The 24,226-nt window shown below is 48.4% G+C and carries 30 protein-coding genes; 22 read left to right on the plus strand and 8 right to left on the minus strand.

The genetic code is table 11. The annotated features are described in order from the left end of the window. The first annotated feature begins 5 nt into the window (after positions 1–5). The 5 genes from H6780_02160 (at position 6) to H6780_02180 (ending at position 5,760) form a co-directional block, all read left to right on the plus strand. Entirely contained in the window at positions 6–1,763 is a 1,758-nt protein-coding gene (locus H6780_02160) for a carboxypeptidase regulatory-like domain-containing protein (GenBank protein USN89198.1), read from the plus strand. Between the two features lie 3 nt (positions 1,764–1,766). After that, a complete protein-coding gene (locus tag H6780_02165; GenBank protein ID USN89199.1) occupies positions 1,767–2,378 on the plus strand; it encodes a hypothetical protein in 612 nt (203 codons plus the stop codon). A 3-nt stretch (positions 2,379–2,381) separates the two neighbouring features. Next, on the plus strand, positions 2,382–3,818 hold the full coding sequence (locus tag H6780_02170) for a hypothetical protein (GenBank protein USN89200.1): 1,437 nt from the start codon (positions 2,382–2,384) through the stop codon (positions 3,816–3,818). Between the two features lie 63 nt (positions 3,819–3,881). Continuing rightward, positions 3,882–4,640: a triose-phosphate isomerase gene (locus H6780_02175; protein ID USN89201.1), complete on the plus strand. Its 759-nt coding sequence runs from the start codon at positions 3,882–3,884 to the stop codon at positions 4,638–4,640. Positions 4,641–4,644: 4 nt separating this feature from the next. After that, on the plus strand, positions 4,645–5,760 hold the full coding sequence (locus tag H6780_02180; protein ID USN89202.1) for a phosphoglycerate kinase: 1,116 nt from the start codon (positions 4,645–4,647) through the stop codon (positions 5,758–5,760). 48 nt (positions 5,761–5,808) lie between these two features. Here H6780_02180 and H6780_02185 read toward each other — a convergent pair whose 3' ends face one another. Then, on the minus strand, positions 5,809–6,210 hold the full coding sequence (locus H6780_02185) for an HIT family protein (GenBank protein ID USN89203.1): 402 nt from the start codon (positions 6,208–6,210) through the stop codon (positions 5,809–5,811). A gap of 115 nt (positions 6,211–6,325) precedes the next feature. Here H6780_02185 and recJ point away from each other — a divergent pair, with 115 nt between their 5' ends. The 8 genes from recJ (at position 6,326) to H6780_02225 (ending at position 13,337) form a co-directional block, all read left to right on the plus strand. Continuing rightward, a complete protein-coding gene (gene recJ, locus H6780_02190) occupies positions 6,326–8,017 on the plus strand; it encodes a single-stranded-DNA-specific exonuclease RecJ (GenBank protein ID USN89204.1) in 1,692 nt (563 codons plus the stop codon). A gap of 161 nt (positions 8,018–8,178) precedes the next feature. Then, the gene (locus H6780_02195) at positions 8,179–9,426 is read left to right on the plus strand and encodes a hypothetical protein (GenBank protein ID USN89205.1); all 1,248 of its coding nucleotides are present in this window, start codon (positions 8,179–8,181) and stop codon (positions 9,424–9,426) included. A gap of 134 nt (positions 9,427–9,560) precedes the next feature. Next, positions 9,561–10,268, plus strand: a complete 708-nt coding sequence (locus H6780_02200) for a ribonuclease HI (protein USN89206.1) — start codon at positions 9,561–9,563, stop codon at positions 10,266–10,268. A gap of 53 nt (positions 10,269–10,321) precedes the next feature. Continuing rightward, entirely contained in the window at positions 10,322–10,687 is a 366-nt protein-coding gene (locus H6780_02205) for a hypothetical protein (protein USN89207.1), read from the plus strand. Between the two features lie 76 nt (positions 10,688–10,763). Beyond that, positions 10,764–10,994: a hypothetical protein gene (locus H6780_02210; protein USN89208.1), complete on the plus strand. Its 231-nt coding sequence runs from the start codon at positions 10,764–10,766 to the stop codon at positions 10,992–10,994. A gap of 109 nt (positions 10,995–11,103) precedes the next feature. Then, the gene (locus H6780_02215) at positions 11,104–11,391 is read left to right on the plus strand and encodes a hypothetical protein (protein USN89209.1); all 288 of its coding nucleotides are present in this window, start codon (positions 11,104–11,106) and stop codon (positions 11,389–11,391) included. A 78-nt stretch (positions 11,392–11,469) separates the two neighbouring features. Next, positions 11,470–12,987: a ComEC/Rec2 family competence protein gene (locus tag H6780_02220; GenBank protein ID USN89210.1), complete on the plus strand. Its 1,518-nt coding sequence runs from the start codon at positions 11,470–11,472 to the stop codon at positions 12,985–12,987. 53 nt (positions 12,988–13,040) lie between these two features. Beyond that, positions 13,041–13,337 (plus strand): hypothetical protein, encoded by a 297-nt coding sequence (locus tag H6780_02225; GenBank protein USN89211.1) that lies wholly within the window; start codon positions 13,041–13,043, stop codon positions 13,335–13,337. 11 nt (positions 13,338–13,348) lie between these two features. On the opposite strand, the gene H6780_02230 is transcribed toward H6780_02225, so the two are convergent. Then, a complete protein-coding gene (locus H6780_02230; protein ID USN89212.1) occupies positions 13,349–13,927 on the minus strand; it encodes a superoxide dismutase in 579 nt (192 codons plus the stop codon). 52 nt (positions 13,928–13,979) lie between these two features. Between H6780_02230 and H6780_02235 the strand changes: the two genes are divergently transcribed. Then, entirely contained in the window at positions 13,980–14,849 is an 870-nt protein-coding gene (locus H6780_02235) for an MBL fold metallo-hydrolase (GenBank protein ID USN89213.1), read from the plus strand. 42 nt (positions 14,850–14,891) lie between these two features. Here the strand turns inward: H6780_02235 and rpmB are convergent, their stop codons facing one another. Next, on the minus strand, positions 14,892–15,134 hold the full coding sequence (gene rpmB, locus H6780_02240; GenBank protein USN89214.1) for a 50S ribosomal protein L28: 243 nt from the start codon (positions 15,132–15,134) through the stop codon (positions 14,892–14,894). 76 nt (positions 15,135–15,210) lie between these two features. On the opposite strand from rpmB, the gene H6780_02245 reads away from it, so the two are divergent. The 5 genes from H6780_02245 to H6780_02265 all read left to right on the plus strand — a co-directional run bounded on the left by H6780_02245 (position 15,211) and on the right by H6780_02265 (position 18,531). After that, complete coding sequence (locus H6780_02245; protein USN89215.1) at positions 15,211–15,438, plus strand: hypothetical protein; 228 nt, start codon at positions 15,211–15,213, stop codon at positions 15,436–15,438. Between the two features lie 7 nt (positions 15,439–15,445). After that, positions 15,446–16,078 carry a site-2 protease family protein gene (locus tag H6780_02250; GenBank protein ID USN89216.1) on the plus strand — a complete coding sequence of 211 codons (633 nt, stop codon included), beginning with the start codon at positions 15,446–15,448 and terminating at the stop codon, positions 16,076–16,078. Between the two features lie 496 nt (positions 16,079–16,574). Beyond that, the gene (rpsL, locus tag H6780_02255) at positions 16,575–16,988 is read left to right on the plus strand and encodes a 30S ribosomal protein S12 (protein USN89217.1); all 414 of its coding nucleotides are present in this window, start codon (positions 16,575–16,577) and stop codon (positions 16,986–16,988) included. Between the two features lie 275 nt (positions 16,989–17,263). Further along, positions 17,264–17,734, plus strand: a complete 471-nt coding sequence (gene rpsG, locus H6780_02260) for a 30S ribosomal protein S7 (protein ID USN89218.1) — start codon at positions 17,264–17,266, stop codon at positions 17,732–17,734. Between the two features lie 392 nt (positions 17,735–18,126). Further along, on the plus strand, positions 18,127–18,531 hold the full coding sequence (locus H6780_02265) for a hypothetical protein (GenBank protein USN89219.1): 405 nt from the start codon (positions 18,127–18,129) through the stop codon (positions 18,529–18,531). A 162-nt stretch (positions 18,532–18,693) separates the two neighbouring features. On the opposite strand, the gene H6780_02270 is transcribed toward H6780_02265, so the two are convergent. Further along, positions 18,694–19,065, minus strand: a complete 372-nt coding sequence (locus H6780_02270) for a DUF2200 domain-containing protein (protein USN89220.1) — start codon at positions 19,063–19,065, stop codon at positions 18,694–18,696. A 55-nt stretch (positions 19,066–19,120) separates the two neighbouring features. On the opposite strand from H6780_02270, the gene H6780_02275 reads away from it, so the two are divergent. Continuing rightward, complete coding sequence (locus H6780_02275; protein USN89255.1) at positions 19,121–19,552, plus strand: SRPBCC domain-containing protein; 432 nt, start codon at positions 19,121–19,123, stop codon at positions 19,550–19,552. 61 nt (positions 19,553–19,613) lie between these two features. On the opposite strand, the gene H6780_02280 is transcribed toward H6780_02275, so the two are convergent. From H6780_02280 to H6780_02290, 3 genes are all read right to left on the minus strand, one after another. Next, on the minus strand, positions 19,614–20,237 hold the full coding sequence (locus H6780_02280) for a methyltransferase domain-containing protein (protein ID USN89221.1): 624 nt from the start codon (positions 20,235–20,237) through the stop codon (positions 19,614–19,616). Between the two features lie 554 nt (positions 20,238–20,791). Next, positions 20,792–21,040, minus strand: coding sequence for a hypothetical protein (locus H6780_02285; GenBank protein USN89222.1), 249 nt, complete (start codon positions 21,038–21,040; stop codon positions 20,792–20,794). Between the two features lie 60 nt (positions 21,041–21,100). Next, a complete protein-coding gene (locus H6780_02290; protein USN89223.1) occupies positions 21,101–21,850 on the minus strand; it encodes a hypothetical protein in 750 nt (249 codons plus the stop codon). A 50-nt stretch (positions 21,851–21,900) separates the two neighbouring features. On the opposite strand from H6780_02290, the gene H6780_02295 reads away from it, so the two are divergent. Both H6780_02295 and H6780_02300 read left to right on the plus strand, forming a co-directional pair. Continuing rightward, positions 21,901–22,290, plus strand: coding sequence for a hypothetical protein (locus H6780_02295; protein ID USN89224.1), 390 nt, complete (start codon positions 21,901–21,903; stop codon positions 22,288–22,290). A gap of 28 nt (positions 22,291–22,318) precedes the next feature. Continuing rightward, positions 22,319–23,377: a glycoside hydrolase family 15 gene (locus H6780_02300; protein USN89225.1), complete on the plus strand. Its 1,059-nt coding sequence runs from the start codon at positions 22,319–22,321 to the stop codon at positions 23,375–23,377. 44 nt (positions 23,378–23,421) lie between these two features. Here the strand turns inward: H6780_02300 and H6780_02305 are convergent, their stop codons facing one another. Next, positions 23,422–24,153: a hypothetical protein gene (locus H6780_02305; GenBank protein USN89226.1), complete on the minus strand. Its 732-nt coding sequence runs from the start codon at positions 24,151–24,153 to the stop codon at positions 23,422–23,424. Positions 24,154–24,226 lie beyond the last annotated feature (73 nt).

A 24,226-nucleotide genomic window follows, 5' to 3' on the forward strand; every position in this document is an offset into this window, starting at 1 on the left:
ACATCATGTATCAGTATTCGACACGTAACACAGATGGATTCTCGTTAGTAGAGTTAATTATTGTGGCGGCGCTGTCGGTGGTGGTTTTTTTGGCCCTGTTCTCTTCTGTTAAATACATTTTGCAGGTGATTACATTGTCTGAGTCTAAGCTCAGTGCACTGGCTGTTGCGAATGAACGCATGGAGTATTTTAGGTCGTTGCCGTATGACGAAGTGGGTGTGGTGGCAGGGTATCCGTCCGGTACAATTCCACAGACAAGTACTACCAGCCTCAACGGCATCACTTTCTATGAACGAGTGCGTGTCGACTACGTGGATGACCCCGCTGACGGTCTGTTGGCGGCAGATGATAACGGTATTATTCTAGATTACAAGCAAGTTCGCTTGGAATATGAGTGGCGCATCAATGAGGCCACCAGTAGCTTGCAGCTCGTGAGTACTATTGTGCCGCGCTCGATTGAAACTACGGCGGGTGGAGGAACTGTTCGTATCAACGTTTTGGATGACCAATCATCGCTCTTACCGGGTGCCTCTGTCAGACTGATTAGTTCGAGTAGTACGTTTAGTTATGATGTAACTAATCCAACAGACGCCAGTGGTTCGGCACTTTTCAATGTTCCTGCCGATAGCGGGTATCAGGTTGAAGTGACGGCTATTATTTCTGGTAATCAGTACTCAACTGACAAAACCTACGAGGCGACTACTACGTTGCCTAATCCTGCGGTAGCACCATTTGCGGTGCTCGAATCGGATATTTCAACTCTAACCTTTCAAATCGGTGAGCTGAGCGATCTTTCAATTCAGGCGTTTACGGCAGTCACGGAAGGTTCGGTAATAGAAACATTTACTGACTTGAGTGGCGTGCCATCTAGTACCGATGTAGTTGCAGGCGGAACGTTGCAGCTTTTTGATACAGCCGGTGTCTATGAAACAACCGGAATAGCGTATCTTAGCGAAATTTCACCAGGGCCGCTGCTCGCCTGGAAGACAGCGCGAGTGGCGGCTAGTGTTCCGGTAAACACGTCGTACCAGGTGCAGTTTTTTACCGGCAGCGGCCCGTACGTACTGGTTCCTGATGGCGACCTGCCAGGCAATGCGGTTGGCTTCTCGGACTCGTTGATTGATCTTTCGGGATTAGACACGTCAACATATCCGGCGCTTACGGTTGGGATTACTCTGTCTACCACTGATACGAGCGTAACACCTCAGGTTGATGAAGTTAGTGTGTGGTATCGGACAAGCGAAACGTCAGCAGCAGGGGTAGCATATGCTATGCGCGGCCAGAAAATAATCGGAACAGATGCGAGTCTGGTGCCCGTCTATAAAGTAAGTACTACATCGAGTTTTGATGGTAGTGGTGAAGATGCTTACACTGATTTGGAGTTTGACACGTATACGTTTGATTTTTCTGGGGCAGGGTTTGATATTGCTAGTGCGTGTTCTGCTGAACCGTTTCAGCACGCTGCAGGGGTGGATGAAAATCTAGAATTTATACTTATGGCAGCGGCCGCAAACACGCTCCGTGTCACGGTTGTCGATCAAAGCAGCCGTCCGATTCCTGGGGTGTCAGTACATCTTTCGCGCCCGGGTTATGATACAACGGTCACCACTAATACTTGTGGCCAAGCATTTTTTAGCGGTGGCGGACTCAGTGCAAATACAGATTTTGACTTAGAAGTCTCGGCGGTTGGCTACATCACCAATGATGTCAATCCATTCGAAGTTAATGGTGACACCGTTGCCACAAGTATCTTAAGTGAATAGCGTATGCGTAGTGTAAAGCACAAAACAGCGGGGATGACGTTCATTGAAATGATTGTCATTATAAGTGTGTACACCGTATTAGTGTTAGTCATTTTTTCTAGTGTGACGAGTTTGTATCGACAAAATTCGTACGCTATGTCGCAGGCAAATGAGGTCGATAACGCAAGGCGAGGTATCATGAAGTGGCAGCAAGACACAAAAGAAATGACGACCGGAGCTGACGGAACCTATCCAGTTGATGTAATTGATGAACATCACATGGCTTTTTATGGCGATACTGATCTTGATAACAGCGTGGAGTACGTTGAGTACATCTTGGCGTCAACGACGCTTACTAAATACATCTATGATCCGGTAGGAACACCACCGGTCTATAATTTAGGAACGCCGAGTGCTGAAGAGACGCTTTCTCTGTATGTACAAAACATAAATCAAGGCGTGCCTACGTTTACGTATTTTGATAATGATGGTACCCAGCTCAGTTCTACCTCACCGGTAATTGACGTGCGTTACGTGAAGGCGCAGATTATTGTGAATATTGACCCCGTGCAGTCACCGGGAGAGTTTATGCTGAAGTCAAGTGTGGCGCCACGTAACTTAAAAGATAATCTCTAAACCATGCAGTACCATTCAAAGCAGCAGCAATACTCAGCCGGAACACTGCTTATTTTAGTGTTAGTGTTTGCGGGAATTTTTCTCTCCATTATTGCGGCCTTTATTGGTTCAGTCGTGACACAAAACAAGGTTGTGAATTTCAAGTATGAGCAGGCTCGTGCAACGGAAATAGCTGAAGCGGGCATCAACTACTACAAGTGGCGCTTGGCGCATTATCCTGACGACGTAACTGATGGAACTGGCCTGCCTGGTCCATATGTGCATGTCTATTCTGACCCGGAAGATGGACCGATTGGTGAATTTTCACTATCTATAGCAAGTAGTACGTACTGCGGCAGCATTGCGTCAGTTGAGGTTACGTCTACCGGACATACGTATACAAACCCAGCGGCCGTTGGAATCGTTACTGCACGATACGCACGGCCAACGGTGGCGGAATATTCGTTTATTACAAACGGTGCAGTTTGGTATGGAGATGATCGCGTGATTACCGGACCGGTTCACTCAAACCAGGGTATTCGCATGGATGGGTACCACAATTCGTATATTGGAAGCGGACAGGCAACGTGGACGTGCGACAGTTCATTTGGCTGTGGCTCAAATACTACAGTAGATGGAGTGTATACAACCAGTGGGCACGCGACTCCTGGTCTCTTTACGTTCCCCGTTTCACCGGTTGATTTTAGTGGTCTGACATTGGATTTGCTTGATATGAAGAATAAGGCTCAAAATGACGGTGGCATTTACTATGGCCCATCAGGTGGATATGGCTACCTGGTTGACTTTAACGGTGATGATACGGTAACAATTCGTCGTGTTACAAACACTTCAAGTTACTGGGCGTATTCTTCTGAAGAGGGGTGGCACACAGGCGAGCGAAATGTAATCAGTAATTCATCATTTGTTGCCACAAGAACCATTGATGATGCTTGTCCACTGCTCTATTTTGAAGACAAGGTATGGCTTCAGGGTGATGTGTCGCAGAAGGTTGCGTTGGCTGCTGCTAATTTGTCCTTAGGTTCACAAACTAATATTGTGATCAATGATAATATCAATTATGTGTCTGGAGTGAACGCTGGTTTGTTGGCGATTGCTGAGGATGATGTTGATGTCGGGCTGGCAGTACCTAATAATTTACAAGCAAACGGCATTTTTATTGCTCAAAATGGTCGATTTGGAAGAAATCATTACGTTACCTCTGGCTCAAAAGGGTTACCTGGATCTCTTGATCCGTACGTGCTGCGAGGCACACTCACTAGGTATGGTAGCGTAGTTTCAAACGGTCGAGTTGGAACACAGTGGGTGAGCGGTAGTGTGACGGTATCAGGATTTGTGAATCGAGTCACTTCCTTTGATGCTGATCAGGTAAGCGATCCACCTCCGCTCACGCCAGAAACATCTGATGTCTACGAGTTGAGTGATTGGCAGCAGGAGGGGTAGGGACAAAAAAGGGCGCCCGCAAAGCGGGCGCCCTTTTTTGCTCCCGTGCTACAATCAAAACGTATGAAAAAAACCGTACCACTTGTGGCAGGTAACTGGAAACTTAATCCTGTTTCGCTTGCCGACGCCGTAGCCCTCGGGCAAGCCGTAGTCAAGAAAGTTAAAAAGACCGCAGAGTCATATGTAGCAATTGCGCCATCGTTCCCGCATCTTGCGGAAGTGGGCAAAAAGGTGGCTAAATCAGCTGTGGCGCTCGCCGCACAAGATGTGTCAATCGAGCCAATGGGAGCGTTTACTGGGGAGGTGTCGATTTTACAGCTGAAAGATCTCGGAGTGACGTACGTTATTCTTGGACATTCAGAGCGTCGCGCCATGGGTGAAACAGATGAGTCTGTGCGCAATAAGGCAAAGGTGGTTTTGAAGCATAAGCTTACCCCAATCGTATGTATTGGTGAACGAGAGCGTGACGAGCAAGGAAATTTCTTTACGTTTGTGGAGTCGCAGTTGCGTGCGCTCGCAGAAGTGCTTACGCCGGCTGAGATGAAAAAGGTAGTGATTGCCTATGAACCGATCTGGGCGATTGGTACTGGGAACACTGCCACCCCGGACGATGTAAAAGAAATGCAGCTGTTTATCGAATCAACGCTCACCAAGCTCTATGACCGCGCAACGGCGCGTAAGGTGCGATTGCTCTATGGTGGCTCAGTCAAGCCAGGAAATGCTGCAGAGCTTCATGCAGTGGGTGATATGCAAGGCTTCTTGGTGGGTGGTGCCAGTCTTAAGGCGGATGATTTTGCGGCAATTATTAAAGCAGTAAGTTAATACTATGCGAACAGTTACGGAAGCGGGTGATTTGAAAGGAAAGTATGTGGTGCTACGTTCATCACTTAATATTCCGCTCAAGGACGGCGTGGTGCAAAATCACCTCCGACTTGAGCGAGCATTGCCGACGATGCGCTACCTTAAGGAACAGGGCGCGAAGACGATTGTAATTGCGCATGTCGGACGCGAACCAGAAGAAAGTCTCAAGCCTGTGCATGCGGAGCTTGAAAAATATCTGGGCGTGCATTGGGGCGGTGATATTTTCAGCGAAGATTTTACGCAGCGTCGAGCAGTGATGGGTAATGGTGATATTCTCTTGATGGAGAATACGCGCCAGCATGAAGGGGAAACAGAAAATGATGCTGAGTTTGCAGCGGCGCTCGCTGCGCTTGGTGAGGTGTATGTAAACGATGCCTTTGCTGCTGCTCACCGTGAACATGCGTCTACATATGGCGTGGCGAAGCTGCTGCCTTGCTACGCCGGCCTGACACTCGCCGAAGAAGTGACTCAGCTGCGTAAAGTCATGCAGCCGGCGTCACCATCGCTTTTCTTGCTCGGTGGGGCGAAGTTTGAGACCAAGATGCCGCTCATTGAGAAATACCTCAAACTCTACGATTATGTGTTTATCGGTGGTGCGCTCGCTAACGACATCTTCAAGGCTCGCGGGTTTGAAGTGGGGAAGTCTATGGTATCAGATGTGTCACTGAAGGATGCGCCATTTCTGAATGATTCCAAGCTCCTTGTGCCAATTGATGTGATTGTAGATGGTCCAAATGGCCGCGCCGTGAAGTCGCTTGAGCAGGTCGAGGCAGAAGATTCAATCTTGGATTGCGGACCGATGACCATTGATATGCTGGCAACGTATGTTGAAAAAGCGGCGACTATTCTCTGGAATGGACCATTTGGCGCCTACGAAATGGGCTACACGCAGAGTACGGAAATTACTGCGCGGCACATTGCAGCCGCCGATGGTTTCTCAGTAGTGGGTGGCGGTGATACAGTGGCAGCAGTAGAGAAGCTTCACATCAATGAACTGTTTGGTTTTGTCTCCATTGGTGGTGGTTCGATGCTGACTCTCTTAGAGCAAGGCAGCACCCCAGCAATTGATCTTTTAGAGTAAAAGTAACAAAACGGCCGGCCCCGTAGGGGCCGGCCGTTTTGTTTCAGCTTATTGTATCGCTGCCGCAATCGCTTTGGCTTGTTCGGCAAGCGTTTCATCGGCTGCTTCGGCTTGCTGTACCATCACCTGACCAAGTCCATGCTCAGTAGAAGTCATCGGGTAGAGGCGAAGGTGTACGTGCGGTACTTCAAATCCTTCTACTACCATGCAGGTGCGTACTGTCTTAAAGACGATGTCAGATGCTCTAGCGACGCGCTTCGCGACACCGCAGAGATGCTGATACAAATCGTCTTCTAGGGAGAAAAGATAGTCAGTTTCTTGCTTGGGAACCACCAAGGTTTGGCCTGGTACAGCGGGAAATTTATCCATTAGCACCACACAGTGTTCGTCTTCAAAGACAAAGTGCCCGGGGATTTCACGGGCGATAATTTTTGAAAAAATGCTGCTCATATAGTGACAGTATAAAAGATATTTAAGAAACAAAAAGCCCGCGCTTCGCGCGGGCAAAATCAGTATATGAAATATTGGTCACTAAAATCCATCGGTGGTACTATGACACCTACGTATGGCAGACTACCTATTTCCTGAAGCAGAGCTTAGTACTGATTTACTATTGCCGGGGATTTCGCCGCTTCTAAATCGCTTACTCCGCGAGCGCGGTATCGATACTCCCGAAGCAGCGACCATTTTTTTAAATCCTGATTACAATACGCAGCTTCACAACCCATTTCTTCTGCATGATATCGATAAGGCCGTGGAGCGTATTTTGCGCGCGATGGCAGACGGCGAATGCATTGGAATTTTTAGTGACTACGACTGTGATGGTATTCCTGGTGCGGTGGTACTGCATGATCTTTTTAAAGCGCTGAAGTACGATAATTTTCAAAACTACATTCCGCACCGGCACTACGAAGGGTTTGGGCTTAGTACCACAGCGATTGATGCGCTCAAGAAAGACGGCGTAACACTTGTGATTACAATTGATTGTGGCACCTCAAATGTCGAGGAGGTGGTTCATGCTAATGAAGTAGGGGTAGACATTATTATTACCGATCACCACGAGCCAGAAGCAGAACTTCCGGCGGCCGTTGCGGTGGTAAACCCCAAGCTTGGCGACTATCCCTTTGATGGACTCTGCGGGGCGGCGGTGGCATATAAGCTCGCACAAGCGGTGCTCGAAAAGGCGGAGCATGAGCTCACGCCGGGCTGGGAGAAGTGGTGGCTCGATATGGTCGGGGTGGCCACGATTGCCGACATGGTGCCTTTGGTGGATGAAAATCGTGTGCTCGCGCATTACGGACTGCAGGTGTTGCGGAAGTCGCGACGGCCAGGCTTGCAGCAGCTTCTCAAAAAAGCGCGGATTGACCAGCGGTATCTGACCGAAGAAGACATTGGCTTTACGATTGGGCCGCGGATCAATGCCGCGTCGCGGATGGACACCCCCGAAGATGCGTTTCAGCTTTTATCCGAGACCGACGTAGTGAAGGCAGGTGAGCGAGTGTCTCACTTAGAAAAATTAAACACGGAACGTAAGTCGCAGGTGGCACTCATGACCAAAGACCTTCACAAGCGGCTGAAGGACGTGGAAGAAATTCCACCGGTGATTGTGATGGGGCATACGGATTGGCGGCCATCGCTGGTGGGTCTGGCAGCCAATAAGCTTGCTGAAGAACACAATCGGCCAGTCTTTCTCTGGGGGATTGATGGTAATGGCGTATACAAAGGTTCGTGTCGCTCTGGTGGTAGCGCGAGTGTGGTGAAGCTGATGCAGGCCATTCCAGAAGTTTTTATTGAGGCGGGTGGACATCATGCGTCGGGCGGTTTTTCGGTGAAAGAAGAGCATATTTTTACCTTCGGTGAAAAGCTAAATGAAGCGTGTCTCGCGCTTGGCGATGAGGCGGTGGTGAAGAATGAAGTGAAGGTGGATGCTGAGCTTTCGCTCAATGAGGTGAATCAGCTGCTTATTTCAGAGTTGGCGAAGCTCGCGCCGTACGGCGCGAGCAATCCAAAACCGCTCTTTGTATTTCGTAATGTGACGCCGAGTACGGTAGAGGTATTTGGTAAAGCAAAAGATCACACCAAGCTTACCTTTGCGACCGAAAACGGTCGCTTGGAAGGCATTGCTTTTTTCCGCGAACCAGCGCAATTCACGCAAGAACCCAAAACAGACATGCCCTGTACGGTGATTGCGCATGTCGAGCAGTCGTTTTTTATGGGTCGCCGACAGATACGGCTGCGGGTAGTAGAGGTGGTCTAAATATTGACTTTTACATATAAATATGGTAAAGTTCTAGCTACACGTTCTTTACAACTGCATCAGATACATCGACCATCCGCTTGGTTGCGGCTCTAGAGCTGCCTCGAGCGGATGGTCGATGACGGACCACCACTTTTGAAAATCCATTGAAGGAGATGACAATGAACGTCAAACTCGAAGAAATGTCCCGTAATACCATCAACTGCCCGATGACCATGCGCCCGAAGGGTACTTTCATCGACTATCGACTGAGTGTGGACGACGGGCTGACGTTCGTTGTTGTCCGCTTTCTTCCCAACATTCCCGATGCGCGTGAAACGCTCACTCGCATCAAGTTCAAGCCGGAAGGCAGCAAAGAGCAAGAGCTCTTTGCTGCCAAGAAGTTCATCAAGAAGACGGGTACGCTCGTCTTCCTCGCCGCTGTGGATGGCCGATGGGTCATCTACCGGCTCGTGAAAACGGCCGGTCGGCCGTTGGTCGACCAGGTCTGGCAAGTGACCGCTGCCGGGGTGCACTACCCCGGCGTCGGTGAACAAAAAGACCCTGCAGCTGCTGCCAGGTTCAAGGCCAAGCTGGCTGCGCTCGAAGGAGCAGAGCCGGTCTACGAACCGGCAGAGATGCCCTTCATGAAGGCAGCACAAGCAGCTCTTCAGCAAGAAGAAGCAGCCGCCGAGGCAGCGTTGATGGCGAAGGTGGAAGCCGAGCGTCGTGAAGCAGCTGAAAAGGCTGCTGCCGAGCGCAAGGTCAAAGCAGATGCAAAAACAGCAGCGGCACAGAAACGTGCAGCTGAAAAGGCTCGCCTGATGGCGCCGGGTAACCGGCGCTGCTTTAAGCGGGTGGATGGCATCGACATGTCTGGGTTCGTGGTCGACGACCTCGAGCAGGCCAAGCGCCTTCCTGGCGGGAAAATCGCCGTCGTTCTGGGCGATGATGGACTGCATGTGGCCAAGGCGTACTTCGTCAAGAAGACTGCTGGCGGCCATTTTAGCTTCGATGAAATCGAGGTGGCGACTGAGTCGACTCCGTATTCTGCGGCGTCGGTCACCGCTTCGCCCGAAGCTCCCGCGCTGAAGCTCACCGGGAAATTCCTGACGCTCGTGCGTCCGGAAGGTAAGCGGAAGTCTGGGGAGAACTCGGTGGTGGCCCAAGTGGTCACTGCCGAGGAACTCACTCTCCTGAAGGCGCATCGTCCGGGTTCGCCGAGGCAAGTAGCGCTTCTGCTGCCGAATGGTGCGTATCATGCGTACTGCGTCTCGGCGGATTCGGTCGCTGACCTCGGCCACATGGTCGAGCAAACGACCGAAGCGCCGGTGGCTGAAAAGCCGGTTGAGAAAGCAAGCGGCAAAAAGCCGACCGCTTCGAAGGCGGAGAAGCGCCGGAAATTCGGTATGTTGCTCGTCGCAGCCTGATGTAGAAATTCGGGGAACCTTCGGGTTCCCCACCTTATCTAGCTTTTAAACTATTTGAAATCTGGTCGGGTGGAAAGCGGGCGAGTAACAGCGAAGCTGTTACTCGCCCGCTTTTATGTTAGTCTTTTGTATCTATGGAAACAGCAACTATTTTTACTGATGGCGCCGCTAAAGGAAATCCTGGTCCGGGTGGCTATGGTGCCGTGGTGGTAATTGGTGATGTGGTGCGTGAGTACGGTGAAGGTAAAGCACTTACCACTAATAATGAGATGGAGTTGCAGGCTGTAGTAGCGGCACTCGCTACACTTGAAGACGAGGTAAAGAAAGTCACTATTTACACTGACTCAAAGTACGTGGTAGAAGGCGCGACTGGCTGGGTGTTTGGCTGGATGCGTAATGGTTGGAAAACCAAAACTGGTGGCGATGTGTTGCATCAGGCTATTTGGCAGGAGCTCGTCTCACTCCTTAAGAAAGTAGAAGTGAATTGGCAGAAGGTGCCTGGGCATGTCGGTATCATCGGTAACGAACGAGCTGATACGATTGCGTCAGACTTCGGTGCGGGGAAACCGGTTTCGCTCTATAGCGGCAGTAAGGCCGGCTACGAACACGATGTCGACAATGTATCCTACGACAAGGAAAAAGCGGCCGAGCGTAGCAAAGCGCGGGAGCGATCTGCGGCAAAAGCGTATTCATATGTGAGCATGGTAGATGGAAAGATTGAGACACACAAAACCTGGACCGAATGCGAAGCGCGAGTGAAAGGTAAAAAAGGGGTGCGCTTCAAGAAAGCTCTATCGCCCGAAGAAGAAACCGCTGTCATTGCTGATTTTACAAACGCCTAGCAAGTGGTCTGTTGTTGGAGGAGGTCGTTTTTGTGTTAGGCTGAGACATGTCTATGGAGACTATTAGCATTTATGCCGTAGGATTATCGGCAAGTAATCCTGGTCCGGCTACAATCAGTGTACAAATTAATGCTGCCGACGGACGTGCGTTGCATGATATTTCACAATCAATTGGTAATGCCACCGATGATTTTGCTGCCTACCAAGCAGTAGCATCAGGCCTTTTGGCCGCTGCTCAAATCTTTGGTGGTAAAACCGTTGATATGCGTTTTGAGCTCAGGCTTAAGAATAAGTCGGTTAAGGAGCAGTTGAGCGCTGAGGCGCAAATCGACAATCCTGGTCTCGTGCCTCTTTTTATAGAGATTCACAACTTGCGAGTAGCCCAGTTTCCAAATCTTGTCTTCGCGTATCTTGAGTAAGGCAGAATGAGCAGTCTTGACGTTTATTTGAAAGAGTACTATTGTCACGATTGGTTTAGTTCACTTGGAGATTGCTATGGATGAAACATGCGCCATTTTGCAACAAGCCTTGCTCAATGAAGTGGTCACTGATGTTTTGAGTCGAGCAGAAGCAATCAGGCGAGATATCAATCGTTTAGCGCCGGAAGAAGAGCACCCCGGTGCTGCGGCTGTGGTGGAGATGCTTGCTGATATGCACGGTACACTGGCACGCCTGGAAACACTTGCGGCTGAGCTTACAGTGCTTCCCGGCGTGCAAGTGCGATAGCTGGTGATTGTTTGCTTGACGGGCGAGGCCGCTTCGCGGTACTGTCGTACGTTAGGGGTGCGGATAATGTTGCACCTATGTTCCATCATAACTGCAAGAGGAGACATGTGTGAATATCAACACATCGCAAGGAATCAAAGATCGTATTGAGGTGCTTACCCAAGAACATGCCGCGCTCAAGCGGCGGCTCGAAGGGATGCCGCCTGGTTTTCTGTCTACCGAACTGAAACGTCAGAAGCTGGCCAAGAAGGACGCCATTTTGCTCTTGGAGCAAAAACTGGAAGAGCAGCTCTTGGTCGAAAAAGCTGAAGCTGAAGCGGCAGAAGTCATCGTCATTGAGGTTCCTGGTGAAGATGATGAGCGTGTTTTGGCTCGCATGATTGCTGAAGCAGCGTGACGTGAGCTGGGCCGCGAAGCGGCCCAGCCAAAACACAACCACCCCAAGGGGTGGTTTTTTATTTGCTACACTAGCGAAGTGCAGGCGCGTCTATTTTATACATCATTACTCGCGTGTACACTCGGCGTTGGACTGCAGACGGTACATGCTTTTTCGGCAGCTGCCATCATGTGGTTGCTCTTGGCGGCGTTTGTGATTGCGGTCGTATGGCGCCGAAGGAGCTTCGCTCCTTCGGCGCCATACCTCCTGCTTGTCAGCATTGCGTTTTTTGCAACCGCACTTGGAATGATGCGAATGCATCTAGCTTCCGAGCAATTTAATCGCTCGCCTTTAGCCTCATCGCTTGGCGAAGTGGTAAAAATTACGGGTGTTGTGGTCAGTGAACCGACGTATTCTAACCGCACGCAGCAGCTGTATGTTCAAACTGAGACCGACAAGATACTCGTGAGTACCGACCGGTTTCAGTCGATTGTGTACGGCGATGTCCTCACCATTACTGGCATGCTTGAACAGCCAGCGGCATTTACTACTGAACTAGGTCGTGAGTTTGATTACGCAGGATACTTAAAAGCACGCGGTGTTGAATACCGCGTCGCATTCGCTGAGGTGGATGTGAGTGGTGAGGTGGCAGGTAACGGATTGATTAGGACGTTATTGGCGGCGAAGCACTGGTTTATGCAATCGTTGGAGCGTTTTATTCCTGATCCATCTGTTGGTTTAGGAGAAGGGTTATTGCTCGGCGTGAAGTCTGCACTGGGCGATGAGATCGAATCAGATTTTCGGCGTACCGGCATCGTACATATTGTGGTGCTTTCTGGATACAATGTAATGCTAGTAGTCTCGTTTATCATTCTTTGTTTTTCATACTTTTTCCCACGAACATGGCGTATTGTTTTTGCAATAGTTGCGATTGTGCTGTTTGCGTTGATTGTTGGATTGTCAGCAACAGTGGTGCGCGCAAGTGTAATGGCGTCGCTGGTTTTGTTTGCGGAGTTATTGGGTCGTCGATACAACGTACTGCGAGCATTGTTGTTCGCTGGAGTAGTGATGTTGATTATTAATCCGTATCTTCTGCTGTATGATATTGGGTTTCAGCTGTCATTTATGGCTACGCTTGGGCTGGTGCTCATCCTGCCACATTTTGAAACCGTGCTCGCCAGTGGCGGCATGCTCGGTATTAAAGATTTTTTGTTTTCAACTATCGCAACACAAATTGCTGTTTTACCCTTACTGATGTATCACATTGGTGAGGTTTCAGTGATAAGTGTTTTAGTAAATGTGTTAGTTCTGCCGATGGTGCCCCTTGCGATGTTGCTTACATTTTTGACGGGAGTCTTAGGCTCGTTGTCTGTGCATGTGGGGGTTGTGTTTGGGTATGTTGCTACCTGGTCGCTGCAATACATTTTAGTCGTGGCGCATTGGTTTGCTGCCTTGCCTTTCGCAACGCTGCTGGTGCCAGAATTTTCTGGTCGGGTAGTTATAGCAATCTATGTTATGGCAATATTTGGATATTGGCGTTTGATGCAACCTAATCACGTTGTGTCTTTACCAGATGTGCCAAACATTGAGCAGTCAGTGTTCTTTCGTAAAAATTGACGGATTACCAGTAGTCCGTATAGTGCAAAGAGTGTTTTTAAGGAGTAATTCCAATGAAGCTCTTTATTTTCTCCGACGTCCCTCTGAATGAAGGGCCGTTGTATATGAGTCTTGTTGTCGCAGAGGATGAATTTGCTGCCGTGACACAAGCATTGCAGGCTGGTGACTGTAAGTTACAGCAATTGCTTGAAAAGGGTATCGCATCGAGACGCTTCACCGCCACTGAAATAGATGCTGCTTTCAGAGAGCACTATCCGCATCGTGAGGAGCGTGAGTTATGTGATGACGCGCTGCTGGTAATGCTTATTAATGGATCGGTGCAAACCACATTAAAAACCGCCTCAAATTGAGGCGGTTTTACTTAAACGAGTCTGCCAGAGATGACTTCCCAATTGAGGTTTTTAAAGAAAGCGTCGATGTACTTGCCTTTGTCTCCTGAGACGTAGTCGCGCATGTATGAATGTTCCCACATATCAAGTGCAAGGATAATATCGAGATCCGCCAGTTGGCCCATGTGTTGTTCGTCTACCCAGGTTTGCACGAGCTGATCGGTATGTGGGTCGTGGTACAACATCGTCCAGCCAACACCACGTGTTTTTGCAATTTCTTTGAAACGTGCTAGCCAGTTGTCGACGGATCCCCATTGCTCTTCAAGTTTGTGCTTGAGTGAACCTTCTGGTAGCGGCTTGGCTCCTTCTTCGAATTGCGCAAAGTAGTACTCGTGGTTGCGCATGCCACCAAACTCAAATCCGAGGCGACGCTGCATTTCTGCAATAGCAAAGGCGTTATTCTCGGGATCATTGCTGTAGGCAGCAATCTTGTCTTGAATCAAATTCACATGTTTTACGTAGCCTTGGTAGAGACCAAGGTGATTATTGATGGTGTCCTCGGAGATACCATCAAGTTTTGGGATTGTGAATGTTAGTGGCTCGTATTTCATGTGGTGAAGAAAGTTACTTAATTATACTTAGGCGCATTGTATCATGATGCGTATGCTATCTAATACGATGCTCAGAATCAGAACTTTCGTTTTGCTGGTGCTTGCTGCGATTGTTGTCACTGCTTGGGTGCCGATGGTTGCGGTCGGTCGGCCGGTACACCAGCAGTATCTCCAGGTTGCATTTTTGGATGTTGGCCAGGGTGATGCGGTATTGATTACGTCGCCGGATGGGTATGAGCTCTTGGTGGATGGGGGTCCAGATATGGCTGTTGTGCGTGAGCTCGCGAAGAAACGTTCTGTATTTGATCGGTCAATTGACATGATAATTGCTACGCACCCTGATACTGATCACGTCGCTGGTTTGATTGATGTGCTTAGGCAATATCGCGTGGGATTAATTATTGAAACTGCCTCCTTGTACGATACGGCCACGGCGGCGGCCTTTCAGGCCGCCGCCGTGGCCGAAGGTGCCCGTATCATCACTGCGCAAGCTGGTCAAGAAATACTACTTGGTGCATCAACGACGGTGCGGGTACTTTCGCCGCGGGGAGATAGTACAAACTGGGAAACCAACACTGCGTCAGTGGTGGTGCAGGTTATGTATGGTGACACGGAATTTATATTGACCGGCGATGCGTCGCAGGGGATTGAGGAGTATTTGGTTGAGAAATATGGTGAAACTCTAGAGAGTGAAGTGTTAAAACTTGGGCATCACGGATCAGACACGTCATCGTCTGGGTTGTTTTTGGAAACGGTATCGCCGCAGTACGCAGTGGTATCGGCAGGAAAAGATAATCGCTATGGCCACCCACATGAGGAGGTGTTGCTGCGCGCCGGCGAAGCCGGCGCGCAGATACTCAGTACGGCTGAGGATGGTACGATTACGTTTTATTCAGATGGTGCCCGCGTGTGGGTAGAATAAAAATTGGCCGGTCCCAAAGGGACCGGCCAATTTTTATGTGTGCTAGATAAGACCAGCTTTCTTGAGTGTCGCATACGCGCCGTTTTTCGCGATAGTGCGAAGGGCAGCGGTTGAAACCTTCACCGTGACGGTCTTGTCGATTTCAGGGACATAGATACGTCGCTTCTGCAGGTTTGGCTGACGGCTGATTTTGCCACCAGGGTTGAACTGCGTCGCACGGGTGCGGTTACTATAGCGGCCTCCGATTTGGGTCTTCTTGCCGGTGATGTCGCATTGCTTTGCCATAAATAAAGTATTTAGTGGCGCCATACTACCATGTATGCTTGATAATGCAAGGGTTCATGGGTAGTATGGAGTAACTATGGATAACGAACAAAACCAAGAACAGAACAGCTCTGAGCCGAAGGAAGCTTTTCATACTACGACGTCAACGAAAATTGTCTCTCATTACAACGGTTGGCTTGTTTCAGATGAATTTTACAAACGCTCGCTTGCGGTCGTTGGACATTATCTAGCTGGAGCGTTCATGATTGGTTTTGCTTTCTGGGTACTCGCCGCCGTTGTAATGGTGCTTAGTAATTTGTTATAAACATACGATGGGATTAGAACAAATCGCGCTCATTGTCGCACTTATTATTTCGGTCATTATTCATGAAATGGCCCATGGCTATGCTGCTAATTGGCTTGGTGACCCAACCGCTCGTCTCTCTGGTCGTTTGAGCGCCAATCCACTTGTACATCTCGATCCGCTTATGTCAGTGATTTTGCCTGGTATTTTGATTGCAACGCACGCACCAATTTTATTTGGAGCTGCCAAACCAGTGCCCTATAATCCATACAATTTCACCAACCAAAAGTGGGGTGAGGCTATGGTGGCAGCTGCTGGTCCACTTGCAAACATTGTGATTGCTATCGTGTTTGCACTTTTGGTGCGTAGTGCAGATGTGCTGGCGCTCAGTGATACGTTCGTTAGTTTGTCAATCTCAATCATCTTCCTCAATATATTTCTGGCCATGTTTAACTTGGTACCAGTGCCGCCGCTTGATGGTTCAAAAATCCTCGGCCGACTTTTGCCATTTGGACTGGCAATGAAATATGACAGTTTTCGTCGAAGCATGGAGCAAAATGCTGGTCTTGCATTTTTGCTCGTGATTTTCCTTTTTGTCTTTGTGTTGTCGGTACCTATTTATAATCTCACCTACTTTTTGACTACACTGCTGGTCGGCTAAATAGCAAGCAGCAAAAAACCGCCTGAAGGCGGTTTTTTGCTGCTTGCTATTTACGGTAAGTGCGATACTATACCAGGGTCCAGGCGGCACCCCTCAAGAGCTGTTCGTCCCGCCAAAATTCGCGAATGGCTAGCCACCCCGAGTGGCTCGTTGCACCAAAAATGCGACCTCCGCCGCCTGGACACCACGTTCTTCTCCAACCGCCTCTTGGGCGGTTTTATTTTTATGTTACGATAGATATGATTATGGTCCGGTGTTTTTCATCCTTGGTCGATGTTCCTCTCCTTCGTTGCATGTTCGCCGCTTCCAGTTCCTGGAAGCGGCTTTTTTATTTTGTATTTTCTGCTATTGTTACGGTCTGACCCGATTCTCATTGTGAGAGCTCCCTTCCCGGCATGCTAGGGTCAGCCTCCCGCCCGAGCTTGCTCGGGCGGTTTTTTAAAGCAAGACATTGTTGCAATAATCTTTATTTATAGTATTGTATCGGAGCTCATTTATGGCAACAATTCAACAATTAACCCGTAAAAAGCGAACCGACAAAGCACGAAAGAGTAAGCGTGCGGCTTTGGAGTCTGGATTCAACAAGATCAAGAACCAGCCAAACAGCTACTTCTCTCCGTTCAAGCGCGGTGTATGTACTCGTGTAACAACCAAGACCCCACGTAAGCCGAACTCAGCGATTCGAAAGATTGCTCGTGTTCGTCTCTCAAACGGTCAGGAAATTACTGCATACATCCCAGGTATCAAGCACTCACTGCAGGAACACTCAGTGGTACTTGTCCGCGGAGGTCGTGTGAAGGACATCGGTGTAAACTACACTATTGTGCGTGGTAAGTACGACGCAACTGGAGTAGCAGAACGCCGCATGGGTCGCTCACGTTACGGAGCCAAGAAGCCAAAAGGCGAATAATTTGTTCCCTGACATTGTTGCATCGCGGAAAATTTTCTTCACTGGGCACAAGCCCCATTCAGAAAATTTTCCGCTCGCGCCGCGTCAGGAAACAAATTCTTTCACTTTTGGAGGGATGGCAAGAAGTTCTGAGAACGAGCGAAGTTCTCAAATTACAAATAGTTTATATTCGCTACAGATTATAGAGTGGTAATCCGCAAGGAAAGACCATTATGCGAAGAATGAAAAGATGATTGTTTTCATACTTTCTCATTCGCATCTTAAGACAATTAACAATGCGACGACCAATCAAAAAACGACCTACAGTGTCTCCGGACATTGTGTACGGTCAGGTTGATATCGAACGCCTCATCAACTACGTGATGCTTCGCGGACAGAAAGAAACTGCTCGCAAGATCGTGTACGGAGCGTTTGAAATCATCAAGAATGACAAAGAAGGCGGCGACCCAGTAGAGGTCTTCAACACCGCACTCAGGAACGCTGGTCCACTCATGGAAGTTCGCTCACGCCGCGTTGGTGGAGCAAACTACCAGGTACCGCGTGAGGTTCGCCCAGAACGCCGTTTGGCTCTGGCCCTCCGCTGGATCATTGCGGGAGCCCGCAAGCAGAAGGGAGTACCAATGCACAAGGCTCTCGCGAAGGAACTACTCCTTGCTGCTAAGGAAGAAGGTGAGGCAGTAAAGAAGAAGGAGGATACGCACAAGATGGCTGAGGCCAACCGTGCGTTCGCGCATTTTGCCTGGTAATTTCTGAGCATAGCGAAAGAAATTCCAGTTGCAAATGCGGTGATGCCCCTTGCGGGTATGCTGCACTTCGCTTGGTAAAAACTTCCAAAATCAGCGACTGGCAGTGTCGTTACGGCAAAAATTTTCTTCACTGGGCACAAGCCCCATTCAGAAGACTTTTGCCTAACTCCTCGCCATTCATCAGATTTTGAAACTTTTAGAAAAAAAGACCCGAGAGGGTCTTTTTTTCTTGTGTTTAGATTCAATTTTCATGAATTTGTTTGTAATTAACAATTAATTACAAGATTAACAATATGTATATAAACACATGTATATATTGACACAATTTCAATCATAATTCGTACTGTGAGCGGTTTGTTGCAAATTTTTTGTTTGGTAATAAAATACAAGAGATGAAAAAAGATTCATTACAATTTGAAGAATTCAAGGCACCTTCAGGTAGAGCTACTCCATTTGTAACTATAAACAGCACTGGAAGATTCTATCTTTCAACTGCTACAGCTTCTATTTATGAGATAGATGATAAGAAGTATCCTGCTGTAAAGTTTTACTATGATAAGTTGCAAAAAGTAGTAGCTATAAAGCCGCTTACTGAGAAAGAAGAAGGTTCGTTAGCACTAAAAACTCCGAAATATGGTGGAGCGTTTGTTAATGGTGCGTCTTTTGCAAATAAGTATGGATTGATGAACGAAGGTGTTGTTTCATCAAACTATATCGGTAAGTATATTGTAGAGAAGACAAAGCTAGAGGGAATCGGCAATGTCTTGCTATTTGATTTGAGTAATAAGCATAAATAAAAAATCCTTTGCTCTGTACTCGGGTGCGCAACAATTAACTTGTCTAGTTACCAACTAGTACTAAGCCAAAGTGCCGAGGACAGAGCAAAGGATTTTTTAATACCCTATGCTAATTATACATACGCGTCAATAGATTATTTGATTTTACACACAAATCAAATGTTACTCCCTCAAAATCTTTCCCATCTCCTTACCCTTCGCCAGTTCATCAATCAGCTTGTCTAAATAGCGGATTTCGCGCATGGTCTTCTCGGGGACGTCTTCGACACGGACACCGCAAACAACGCCAGTGATGAGCTTGCGCTTGGGATTTAGTTTTGGGGCGGTTTTGAAAAAGGTCTCAATGTCGGTGTCGATTTTGAGGAGTTTCCCGAGTGAGGCTTTGGTATGGCCGGTTAGCCAGCAGATGATTTTATCCACTTCGGCCTTGGTGCGACCTTTTCGCTCAGCTTTAGCGACGTAGGCTGGATATACGCCAGCAAAGCTCATGGTGTAGATGCGGGGCTTTTTCTGATTGCTTTGCTTGCTGCTCATATGACTCTACTCTATCAAGAAAAGGGGGTGGATGCTAAGATGCACTCATATGGAAATGAAAACACTTATATACAACATCGATATCAATGTGCCGGTAGAAAAGGTGTGGCGAACGATGTTGGAGAAGGATACGTATGAGATGTGGACCACGGAATTTACGCCTGGTTCAACCTACGAAGGGAGCTGGGAAGGGGGAAGCGAGATTCGGTTTGTCGATCCAGCAGGGAATGGAATGACTTCCGAAATTGCCGAGAATCGCCTGCATGAGTACATTTCGATTCGACACTTGGGAATGATTGTGAAAGGTGAGACGGAGTATGAAGGTGCGACTGAGTGGGCGCCATCGTACGAAAACTACACCTTTACCGAAGCTGATGGTGTGACGACGGTGAAAATTGAGATGCAGAGCATGCCCGATTACGAAGCAATGTTTAATGATATGTGGCCGCGAGCGCTTATGAAGCTCAAGGAGATTTGTGAGCGGTAAAAAGTGACGAGCAAAGTGAAGCAATAGGCCGGCAGTCGAAGACTGCCGGCCTATTGCTTCACTATATTTTCCTGGCCAGCAAGAACGCAGTGGTATTTAGCAGCGGTGTGCCGTCTTCACGCCTTTTGAGTGCGGCAGTCTCCTTCTCAGTATATTCAAGCAATTGCCAGTCTTCGGCAGGGAACATGGTACGTAGCTCGTTTGAGTCCGGATAAAATGTGCTGGCAGTTGGGTCATTGCGGTAGAAGTCGCCCTCTTTAGTAAAAGTGGTAATGAGTACCAGCCCGTTTGGTTTGGTGTGTGCTTGGATGTCTGTGATGAGATTTGTGGCAGCGGTGGTATCAATAAGGTGGAGAACGTACGTCATAATAATCACATCGTAGTCATCCTTGAGGCCAAGTTTTGTGATGTCTCCGACGATGGCAGTAATCGGCAGGTTATCTGCTGCCGCGTCAGTGATTGCTCTCTGTAGACCAACGGTTGAGATGTCGACGACCGTAACTGCAAATCCATGGCGGGCGAGAAATAGAGCGTTTCTGCCTGGGCCACTGCCGATATCAAGCACGGCACCTTCAGTGATTAGCTCGGGTACGCGACGCACGAATGGTAACGGATTGGTTCCAGCAAAACCAGTGTGGTGGCTTTTGTATAAATGATCGTAGTGTTTACTAAGCTTGTCCGACATGTGTGTAGTGTGCCACGGAAGTGTTGTTGGATACAAATTTAGTCGCTGGCATGGTGATTTGTCAGACACTTTCTGACAAAAGAAAAACCCGAATGCGATGTTTTGCATTCGGGTTGGGGTTGGGTAGGAATTCTCTTACCGCATCACTCTTCCTGGTTCCATCCAAAAATCAGATGACCCTCAGATAGTACCTTCGGGGGACAACCCGAGGTATTCATTTGCTTAAACTGCAAGCAAGAAGAGCTAGCCACAAGCTTCGGTTCATCTTCACCGACAACTACGACAGGTGTGTGCACAGATGATTGCTTCGAAGCCAAACTGCAGGCTACGAAGGTCGTATTGTTACCTTAGCTGTGTGTCCGGGTTTTTCATCCCTCTTGGCGCCAGTAGCAGCCGCGTACGCCGTTCCAAGAACTCCTAATTCCAAATATAGCGAAAATGAGAATTTATGCAAGCGGTTCGTTTCGTTAATTTCCATGTACCGTGTGTGGCATGTCATTCTGGTAGAAGTTGGAGAAAAGAAATGGCCCGCGCGAAGCGCGGGCCATGTTTGATTAGCTGTAGTCAACGATCACGCGATCAATGACTTTGTTCCCGCCACCGACTTTGCATTCACCGATGCGGAGTTCGTACCCGAGGTATTCCAGCATCTTGGCAATGCCCGGCAGAGCAGCAAAAGCATGTTGGTTACTCTGGTTCGGATGACCGGGGACACAGAATTCTTCGCTTCGTGCCCCTGTGGTGTGCTTGACGCCAGTAAGATCAATGCCGGCATCAGTGAGTTTGGCGACAATGGACGACATGATGTGCTCCTTGTACAGATAAACCAGCAATTATAGTACTGCGCTGGCGAGAAAAAGCAACTATTCTGCGGTGCTGCGTGGTGTGTAGTTGGTGTTTGCTAAGACAGTCTCAATCTCTTCCGTGGTCATGTTGCTAAATACAAATTGAAACGGTTGTTGGTGATTATTTTTCTCGAAGATGAGTGCTGTGGCTGTACTGCCAGCGTAGAGTAGGTACCCAATAAACGTATCATTGAGTTCAAGAGAAACAATCCGCGAAGTTTCGGCGTCAACGTACTCATGCTTCATAAGCAGGTACATTGCAGTGCGTATTTTTGTTTCTTGGCTTGAGAAAAGTCCGGCATCCTCAGCAGTGACCAAGAGCGTGTTGCTGAGAAACAAATAATTGTCATCACAGTGAAATGTCTGCGTCATGCGTGTGCCGCAGACAATATGTACTTCAGTGTTGGTGCGACGTTGGTCAATCTGAAACTCGTGCGCCAGTTTGGCTCCTCGCCACAAGGAGTACGCTTTAGTGGTGGAGGTGTCTACCATCGCCAATACGGTGCTGGAGTCTTCTTTAATTCTTCCGCTTGAAAAAATGAGCGGCACGGTGAGGTCGTAGAAGTAGTACTGTTCGTACGAGGCGTCGGTGTCGCTATGGAGTGTGCGGACAGCTTCTTGCGGTGTAATTGCTATGGCTGCTGTGTCTTGCACTTCACCTGCTACTTTATACCAAAAAATCGTGGTGATAATCTGCTGTTTCAGTAGTACTGCAGCCAGCAGCAATACACTGAGACCGACGAGGAGTTGCAGAAAGGAGTTTTTCATATCGAGCATAGTATCATGTTACAATTAGAATTATTTTCTAAGCAAGCTTTATGAACGAATCATTTCCAACCAATAATGCAAAACTCGACGGAGCTGATGAGTTTGAGGTAGCGGCTGGTAAGGAGGGTTTTGACCGCGAAGCAGAGTGGGAGAAGGCCGCCGCAGAGCTGCAGACATTGCTCGATAGCACCAAGCTTGACGAAACTGTGCCCGCCGAGTATGAACTGGTTGCTAAGCTAGAGCAGTTGCTGGCCAATGATTTAAATCCTGAGGTGAATCCTGAAGTGGATAATAGCAAGCGGTTTGTGGTTATGGCTGCTTCGTCATTGCTAGATAAAGCACTTCGTGAAGACATGAGCCAGAGGCAGTTTGAAAAGTGGAGTCTCTATAAAATGAAACGTAAAGCAAAAATGATGGGCGTAACCGGTATTGCTGAGTAGCGCATCATTTTTAGCTCCTTTGTTCCTTATGACCTTTGATTTTGATAGCGAAATAAAACAACATCTCGATGTGGTTCGCAGCTTGCAGAAGCCGTCGGGTGTGTTTACTGCCTCAGCTTTTGACGTCGATACTGGCTACGATAAAGCCTGGCTTCGTGATATCTACTTCATGACTATGGGCTTTCTTGAGACAGGAGAAATCACCGTAGTGCAAAAGGCGGCCAAGGCCCTCCTGCAACTCTTTGTGAAGCATAAGGACAAGATTAATTGGGCAATCGAGAATAAACCGCATTACGCGTGGCAGTACATTCATGCCCGCTTCCATCCAGAGACGTTTGAAGAATACTGGGAGGAGTGGGGGAATAGCCAGAATGATGCTGTCGGTGAGGTGTTGAATTTGCTTATTACACTCGAACAACTCGGCGCATCGGTGATTGAGTCTGATGATGAGCGAGAGATGGTGCAGAAGATTATCGATTACTTGGTGAATCTTGAGTATTGGCAGGATGATGATAACGGTATTTGGGAAGAAAATATGGAAGTGCACGCATCATCGATTGGATCATGTATTGCTGCTCTTAAGAAGGCGAGCGAAATTGAGTGGCTTACAGTACCAGCGCTTGCGATTGAACGTGGTGAGCAGGCCCTGCGCGCACTGCTACCGCGAGAGTCAGTGACGAAGTTTTGCGACCTTGCCCTTCTGACACTCATATATCCGTTTAATGTCACCACTGAAGCGGAGACGGTGGAAATTCTCAAGAATGTTGAGTATCACCTGGTGCGTGATAAGGGAGTGATTCGCTACAAAACAGACCGTTACTACAACAACAATATTGACGGGTGGAGTGAAGAGGCTGAATGGTGTTTTGGTCTCTCGTGGCTCGCGATTATTTATGCCGAGCGCGGAGAAAAAGAAAAAGCATACTACTGGCTTCGTCGCGCAAAGGGCGCGGTTACGCCAGAAGGTACTGTGCCAGAGCTCTACTATTCAAATACCACTACCTATAATCACAACACACCATTGGGTTGGTCCGAAAGTATGTATGTAGTCGCGCTACAGAAAGTGAAGGAATTGGATGAGAAGTAAACACAACAGGCGCGCGAGCCGAAGGCTCGCGCGCCTGCTGTGTTTTATTCCAACGCTTTAATTTTAAATTGAGTCAAAAAATCGTCATCCACGGCCGGGGAAAAAGCAATCGCTGCACCGCCTTTTAGTTGGTGCGGTAGCGCTTCTACGGTCGCTTCGGACTTGATTCTCTTCAGATTTGCCTTGCTGCTGCTGTAGAGCTTGGTGAGTGGTTCTTCCAGGCACCAGGCAGCAGTATCGGGGTGCAAGCGGTAGGCGTCACCAGCAGCAAGGCGAAGTTCATCGGCAATCACAGAATGTGCAAGCTCAAGAGAAAGGGATACAAGTTGTCTTTGTGAATGAGTTTTCAGCCAGGTGTCGTCGATAACGATAGATAGGTGAGATTTTTGCTTTTTCTTCTTTTGAATTAATCCAAGAGTGGGACCAATGATAGCAATACCAACAATACCAAGTACCACATCTTGGGGTGACTCAAACTCCAACGCGTAGGTGGCAAGCATTCCTTTGGTGTAGATAGCATCTGGTCGTCGATCAAGCTCAGTAAGTAGCCAGTGAGCATTCTGCACTGCTGCCGTTCGATCTTTCGGCCAGAGGTAGATAGATGTTCGCGGGGTAATGTCAATTTCGGTGTGTCGCCAGTTTCGCTCACGCACATGAGTCGCAAGAGATTCTGCGAAGGCTTCATCGCTGGCGGCGTATGAGACAAGGGCGCTGGCGTGGCTAAGGAGCCAATTATCAGTGGCATTCAGGGTTCGTGGTTTTTTGGTGTCTTGCATAATAATGAGCAAAATTAGACCACTAATACTATTATTATAGTCCCGTGACCCCAACTGTCTACCGGTAGAGGGT

Source organism: Candidatus Nomurabacteria bacterium (assembly GCA_023898565.1).
In the GTDB taxonomy this organism is placed as follows: Bacteria; Patescibacteriota; Minisyncoccia; order Phycocordibacterales; family UBA918; genus OLB19.